Origin of the sequence: Williamsia sp., assembly GCF_016462415.1 — a bacterium.
Classification (GTDB): domain Bacteria; phylum Actinomycetota; class Actinomycetes; order Mycobacteriales; family Mycobacteriaceae; genus Williamsia_A.
The window spans coordinates 12,674-18,928 of the sequence record NZ_JAEMTF010000086.1 but is presented as its reverse complement, the minus strand read 5'-3'; the positions used below and the strand labels follow the sequence as shown (position 1 = coordinate 18,928).

Below are 6,255 nucleotides of genomic sequence, written 5' to 3'. Positions count from 1 at the left end.
CGACCATCTTCACGAGGACTTCGACCCAGGCGACCATCAGATCACCGTGTCACAGGGGTGTCAGCTCTGACGGAAATCGTCCGGCACAGGCGCCGGTTCCGGCGTATTGCCGGAACCGAGGCTCACGTCGGACGATTTCAGTGGCCGGGCTCAGGGAGCGTCGGCCTCGACCGGCGGCGGCGGGCCGGTGGCCTTGCGGCGCTTGTAGTACTCCCAGACGATCGGGACGATCGAGACCAGGACGATCAGGATGAAGATGGGCTCGATGAGCTTCTGGATGATCTCGAACTGGCCCAGCCAATAGCCCAGCAGCGTGATGCCGCATCCCCAGACGATGGCGCCGAGCACGTTGTAGGCGGTGAACAGAGCCGCGTTCATGCGGGCCGCGCCGGCGACGATCGGGGCCAGGGTGCGAACGATCGGGACGAAACGCGCCAGGAAGATCGTGATCGGGCCGCGCTTCTCGAAGAACGCGTGGGCCTCGTCGATGTAGCGCTTCTTGAGGAAGCGGTTGCCCTCGGCGAACATCGCGGTTCCCGCGTACCGGCCGATCCAGTAACCGATCTGACCGCCGATGATCGCGGCGATCGGGATGAACACGAGCAGCTGCCACAGCGACGCGAACTTGCTGACCTCGGCGGATTCGCCCGCTGCGACCAGACCGGCGACGAACAACAGCGAGTCACCGGGAAGGACGGGGAACAGCACGCCGGACTCGATCAGGATGACCGCCAGCAGGCCGACCAGGGCCCACGTGCCGAAGTATCCGAGCAGCGTGATCGGGTCGAGGAAGCCCGGGAGCAACGCGAGGTTGGTGGTCGTGTGGCTCGCGGCATCGGCCAGGGCGGTGGAATTCACGGGACCGACAATAGCGGGTCGGTCCTGAGGAAACGCTGTGCGTGCGGTGGTAGTCGGCACCGGAGCGGGACGGGAGCGGTTGTGACTTGCCATACTGTTCGCGAGCGTCTGCGCCCATGGCCCACCATCGGCCGGGCGGCGGACCGACTCGTGCACTGATTCAGACCTACCCGGTTGGAGGACAACCCGATGCCCATCGCCACCCCCGAGCAGTACGCAAAGATGCTCGACAGCGCAAAGAAGGGCGGCTACGCGTTCCCCGCGATCAACTGCACTTCGTCGGAGTCGATCAACGCGGCCCTCAAGGGGTTCGCCGACGCCGGCAGTGACGGCATCATCCAGTTCTCCACCGGCGGTGCGGAGTTCGGTTCGGGCCTCGGCGTCAAGGACATGGTGACCGGAGCGGTCGCGCTCGCCGAGTTCGCCCACGTGGTCGCCGCGAAGTACGACGTCACCGTTGCCCTGCACACCGACCACTGCCCCAAGGACAAGCTCGACACCTACGTCCGGCCGCTGATCGCCATCTCGCAGGAGCGCGTCGACAACGGTCAGAACCCTCTGTTCCAGTCGCACATGTGGGACGGCAGTGCGGTCCCGCTCGACGAGAACCTCGAGATCGCCAAGGAGCTGCTGGCCAAGGCGGCGTCGGCCAAGATCATCCTCGAGATCGAGATCGGCGTCGTGGGTGGCGAGGAGGACGGCGTCGAGAACGAGATCAACGACAAGCTGTTCACCACCGCCGACGACTTCGAGAAGACCGTCGACGCCCTCGGCGCCGGCGATGCGGGCAGTCGCTACCTGCTGGCCGCCACGTTCGGCAACGTCCACGGCGTCTACAAGCCGGGCAACGTCAAGCTCAAGCCCGAGGTGCTCAAGCTCGGCCAGGAGGTCGCCGAGAAGAAGCTCGGAGAATCCGCAGGCGAGAAGCCCTTCGATTTCGTCTTCCACGGCGGATCGGGCTCGCTCAAGAGCGAGATCGACGAGGCCCTGGGTTACGGCGTCATCAAGATGAACGTCGACACCGACACCCAGTACGCCTTCACCCGTCCGCTGGCCGGTCACATGCTCGCCAACTACGACGGCGTGCTCAAGATCGACGGCGACGTGGGCAACAAGAAGGTCTACGACCCGCGCAGCTACCTGAAGAAGGCAGAGGCCGGCATGACCGAACGAGTCATCGAGGCGTGCAACGACCTCAAGTCGGCCGGGAAGTCCATCAGCGCCTGACCTCCCCGCCAGACGAACACGGCCCCCGATCGCGTGCTGCGATCGGGGGCCGCGTCATCGGCGTCATCGGCGGTCAGCCCGACGTGCAGACCTTCCAGTCGTCGCCGTCCTTGCGCAGGCGCAGGGCGACGTCGGTCGTCTTCTCCGGGGTGCCCGTGGAGAACGCGGTCACCTCGACGATCGCGGTGGCCGGGTCGACGACGCGCGCCGCCCTGATCCCACGCACGCCGACCAGCTCGTTGTTGGCTTTCTGCGTCTCGAACTGCTGACGGAACGCCGCGTCGTCGACGGAGTCGTAGAACTGTTTGCGTTCACCGCAGGTGATCGAGCGCAGAGTGCTCAGGTCCCCGTTGCTCAACGCGGTCGTGTAGGTGGTCGCGGCGTCGGCGGCCTGGTCGGCCTCGGGCTTGGCGGGTTCGCCGCGGGTGGCGACCAGTGCGATCACCACGGCCGCGATGGCCACCACGATGACCAGGATCGACGCGACCCACAGAACGACCTTGCGCGACCGTCCTTCCGGCTTGGCCGACGACGTGGCCGTCGCCGGCGGGATGTACTGCGGAGCAACGGTTTCGGAGCGCCATCCGGCGTCGCCGGCAGCGGGCTGCGCTTCGGGCACAGGTGCGGCGGACTTCTTCTCCAGCGACGGCGCGGGGGAGTCATCGAGTGGCTCGGGAGCCACCTCGGACTCCGGCTCAGCGGCGACCTCGGACTCCGGCTCCGCGACCACCGGTTCGGCGAGGGATGGCTCGGCCGCCGGGACCTCCTCGTCGGCAGGCTCGTCGACCGGGACCTCGTCGTCGGCAGGTTCGTCGACCGGGATCTCCGCGTCGGCGAGTTCAGCCGCGGCCAGTTCGGCCTCGGTCGGCTCGACGTCGGTCGGTTCGACATCTGCGGGCGGTGCCGCCTGCTCCTCGACACCCTCGTCGCCGGTCTCGGCGGTCGGGATCTCGTTGTCGGCGTTCTCCGGGTCGTCGTCGAGGTCGACCGCCGGGGTCACCGCGACGGGTTCGTCTGACGCCTCGGCCTCGGCATCGGCTTCGAGATCGGTGTCGGGCTCGGACGGCTCGTCGTCGGTCGCCTCCGCCGATTCCGCGGGACTCTCGGCCTCGGGCTCGTCGGACGAGTCGCCGTCGGTGGACGTCTCCTCGGACTCCTCGGGACCCGCGGTCCCCGGGATGTCGGCCGGTGCGGAGGGGGTGACGGCGGATGCGTCCTCGGTGCTCGCCCTCGGGGCGGGTGCGACGGACTGGGCGGCGGCCGGTGACGGCTCGACGCGCTCGGTGGCCGGTCGTCGCAGCCGTCGGATGGCCGAGAACGCCTTGCCCACCGCCGAGCTGCCCGTGTCGTCCGGATGCGACATCCGTGTCCTCGCCTTCGTCGTGTGGCCCGGTGGCTCCCCGCCGTTCCCCGCGGCGCTCCCGTCGAGCCCACGGAGAGCGGAGCATTGGCCTGCAGTCGCTCACCCTATCGAACGTGCGGGGGACAGTCGCACCATCTGTTCGGTGCCGCCGGTGGCGCCACGTGGGTCCGGCGGTGTGCACAATAGGACGGTGACGTCCTTCGGAGATCTTCTCGGTCCACAGCCCACCCTGCTCACCGGTGACGACGACGCCGAATCGGATCTGCTCAACGGAACCGACGCGAAGACCGTCGCCGCCGCGCACCCCACCGCGTCCATCGCGTGGGCGTACCTGGCCGAGGCGGCCTTCGATTCCGGCGAGGTCATCACCGCCTACGCCTACGCCCGCACCGGCTACCACCGCGGCCTCGACCAGCTGCGTCGTCATGGCTGGAAGGGCTTCGGCGCGGTCCCGTGGAGCCACGAGCCCAACCGCGGCTTCCTGCGTTGCGTCGCCGTGCTCGCCCGTGCGGCGCAGGCCATCGGCGAGAACGACGAATACCACCGGTGCCTCGACCTCCTGAACGACAGTGACGAGACCGCAGCGGCGGAACTCGGCCTCGCCTGAGAGTCCGAGTACCTCCGGCGCGTCGGTGAACGCGTCGCGCCACGCGCTCCTGGTGTCCCTGCGTCGTCGACACAATCAGCTCCCACCCGCCATCCGGACGCGCACCCGCCGCGTGTGGCTGTCGCTGCTGCCCATCGCGCAGTGCTCACTCGCGGCCGGCGCCGCCTGGGCGATCGCGACGCATCTGTTCGGTCACCCCACCCCGTTCTTCGCGCCGATCGCGGCCGTCATCTCCCTCGGACTGTCGCTGGGTCAGCGATGGCGCCGCGCGGTCGAGATGGTCGGCGGTGTCACCGTCGGCATCGGGGTCGGCGACCTGCTCGTCCGATGGATCGGCTCGGGCTGGTGGCAGATCACCGTCGTGGTCGCTCTGGCCATGGTCGTCGCGGTGTCCCTCGATCGCGGACCGCTCGTGCCGATCCAGGCCGCGAGCTCCGCGGTCCTGGTCGCCACGTTGCTCCCGCCCGGTGGGGCGGCCGGGTTCAACCGGATGATCGACGCCCTCATCGGCGGGGTCATCGGGGTGATCATCGTGGCGCTCATCCCGACCCACCCGGTGTTGCGGGCACGACGTGACGCGGCCGCGGTCCTCGCGACGATGGGACTCGTCGTCGACGGGGTGGTCGAGGGCCTGCGGTCGTCGGATGCCGACGTCATCTCCGGTGCCCTGAGCCGCGCCCGCGGGACACAGGGCGCGATCGACACGATGCGCGCCGACATGAGTGGCGGCAAGGAGATCAGCCACATCTCGCCGCTGTACTGGAACTCGCGGCACCGGTTGTCGCGGCTCGCCGCCACCGCGGACCCCATCGACAACGCCGTCCGCAACATCCGGGTCATGGCCCGCCGGGCACTGTCGGGGATCCAGCACGGCGAACAGATGCACTCCGACGTCATCGATGTGGTGGCCGAGCTGGTCGCGGCCCTGGAGATCCTCCGACGGATGCTGCTCGCCGACCCGGGTGAGTCGCCGGACGGGGCGGACGCCGCCCGCGTGCTGCGCAGCATCGCACGCAAGGCGAAGCCCGAGCTCGTGGCCGGTAGCGGGCTGTCGGAGACGGTGATCCTCGGGCAGGTGCGCTCGATCATCGTCGATCTGCTGATGGTGGCCGGACTCAAACGCGAGTCCGCGATCGCCACATTGCGTTGAGCCTGTTGTCTTATATGCACAAACCCGCATATATTGACGGGCATGGGTCACGGACACAGCCACTCCCACGCGCCATCGGCGGATTCGGTCGGCAATCGTCGCCTGTGGCCGATGGTCGTCGGCATGGCGATCATCGGGACGTTCTTCGTGGTCGAGGTGGTCGCCGGCGTCCTGGCGAACTCGCTCGCACTGTTGGCCGACGCCGGCCACATGCTCACCGACGTCCTCGCCATGGCGATGGGGCTGATCGCGCTGCTGCTCGCGCGACACGGGAGCTCTGAGGGGGAGAAGACCTTCGGGTGGCACCGCGCCGAGGTGTTCACCGCGGTGGCCAATGCCGTCCTGCTCATCTGCGTCGCGGTGTTCGTGCTGTACGAGGCCGTCGAGCGTCTCGGTACCGATCCGCAGGTCCCCGGTCTCACCCTGATCGTCGTCGCGCTCGTCGGCCTCGCCGCCAACCTGGTGGTGATGCTGTTGTTGCGCAGCGATTCCGAGAAGAGCATCGCGGTCCGCGGCGCCTACATGGAGGTCCTCGCCGACGCGGTCGGCAGCGTCGGGGTCCTGGTCGCCGGCATCATCGCGCTGACCACGGGCTGGGGTTACGCCGACATCGTCGTCGCCGTGCTGATCGCCCTGTGGGTCGCCCCGCGGGCCATCCGCCTGGCGCTCGACGCCCTGCGCATCCTGTCGCAGCGGGCGCCCGCGCACGTCGATGTCGCTGCGGTGCGCGCCGAACTCGAGGCACTGCCGCAGGTGCACGACGTCCACGACCTGCACGTCTGGACCCTGACCACCGGCATGGACGTGGCCACCGTGCATCTCGGCAGCGATCAGCCCAACGCCGATGTGCTCACCGCGGCACGCGCGGTGCTCGAACGGCACGGACTCGACCACGCGACCGTGCAGGTCGACCCCATCGAGATCCAACGCGCCTGTCACCGCGACCTCACCTGGTAGACCCGTCGACTGGGCGTTTGCGGACGCCGAGTGGGCCGGGCGGGCCCCACCGGAAACTGACTGGCGACTCGGGTGGGCGGTCGTAAAGGATGG

Annotated in this window: 6 protein-coding genes; 4 read left to right on the top strand and 2 right to left on the bottom strand. The window is 68.7% G+C overall.

Annotated elements, in window-relative coordinates:
* Positions 1-150: 150 nt before the first annotated feature.
* Positions 151-858, bottom strand: coding sequence for a VTT domain-containing protein (locus JHC79_RS17740; protein WP_296393254.1), 708 nt, complete (start codon positions 856-858; stop codon positions 151-153).
* A gap of 189 nt (positions 859-1,047) precedes the next feature.
* Between JHC79_RS17740 and fbaA the strand changes: the two genes are divergently transcribed.
* Positions 1,048-2,085: a class II fructose-bisphosphate aldolase gene (gene fbaA, locus JHC79_RS17735; protein WP_296393253.1), complete on the top strand. Its 1,038-nt coding sequence runs from the start codon at positions 1,048-1,050 to the stop codon at positions 2,083-2,085.
* Between the two features lie 73 nt (positions 2,086-2,158).
* On the opposite strand, the gene JHC79_RS17730 is transcribed toward fbaA, so the two are convergent.
* Positions 2,159-3,448, bottom strand: coding sequence for a hypothetical protein (locus JHC79_RS17730; RefSeq protein WP_296393251.1), 1,290 nt, complete (start codon positions 3,446-3,448; stop codon positions 2,159-2,161).
* A 190-nt stretch (positions 3,449-3,638) separates the two neighbouring features.
* Between JHC79_RS17730 and JHC79_RS17725 the strand changes: the two genes are divergently transcribed.
* Genes JHC79_RS17725 through JHC79_RS17715 form a run of 3 tightly spaced genes read left to right on the top strand, consistent with a single transcriptional unit; the run spans position 3,639 to position 6,162 of the window.
* Positions 3,639-4,055: a DUF3151 domain-containing protein gene (locus JHC79_RS17725; protein ID WP_296393249.1), complete on the top strand. Its 417-nt coding sequence runs from the start codon at positions 3,639-3,641 to the stop codon at positions 4,053-4,055.
* Between the two features lie 25 nt (positions 4,056-4,080).
* Positions 4,081-5,205, top strand: a complete 1,125-nt coding sequence (locus JHC79_RS17720) for an FUSC family protein (protein ID WP_296393246.1) — start codon at positions 4,081-4,083, stop codon at positions 5,203-5,205.
* A 42-nt stretch (positions 5,206-5,247) separates the two neighbouring features.
* Positions 5,248-6,162 (top strand): cation diffusion facilitator family transporter, encoded by a 915-nt coding sequence (locus JHC79_RS17715; RefSeq protein ID WP_296393244.1) that lies wholly within the window; start codon positions 5,248-5,250, stop codon positions 6,160-6,162.
* Positions 6,163-6,255 lie beyond the last annotated feature (93 nt).

Bases quoted from the DNA above. Each gene is read 5' to 3' on its own strand.
- JHC79_RS17730 (WP_296393251.1), bottom strand. From the start codon at position 3,448: ATGTCGCATCCGGACGACACGGGCAGCTCGGCGGTGGGCAAGGCGTTC.
- fbaA (WP_296393253.1), top strand. From the start codon at position 1,048: ATGCCCATCGCCACCCCCGAGCAGTACGCAAAGATGCTCGACAGCGCA.
- JHC79_RS17715 (WP_296393244.1), top strand. From the start codon at position 5,248: ATGGGTCACGGACACAGCCACTCCCACGCGCCATCGGCGGATTCGGTC.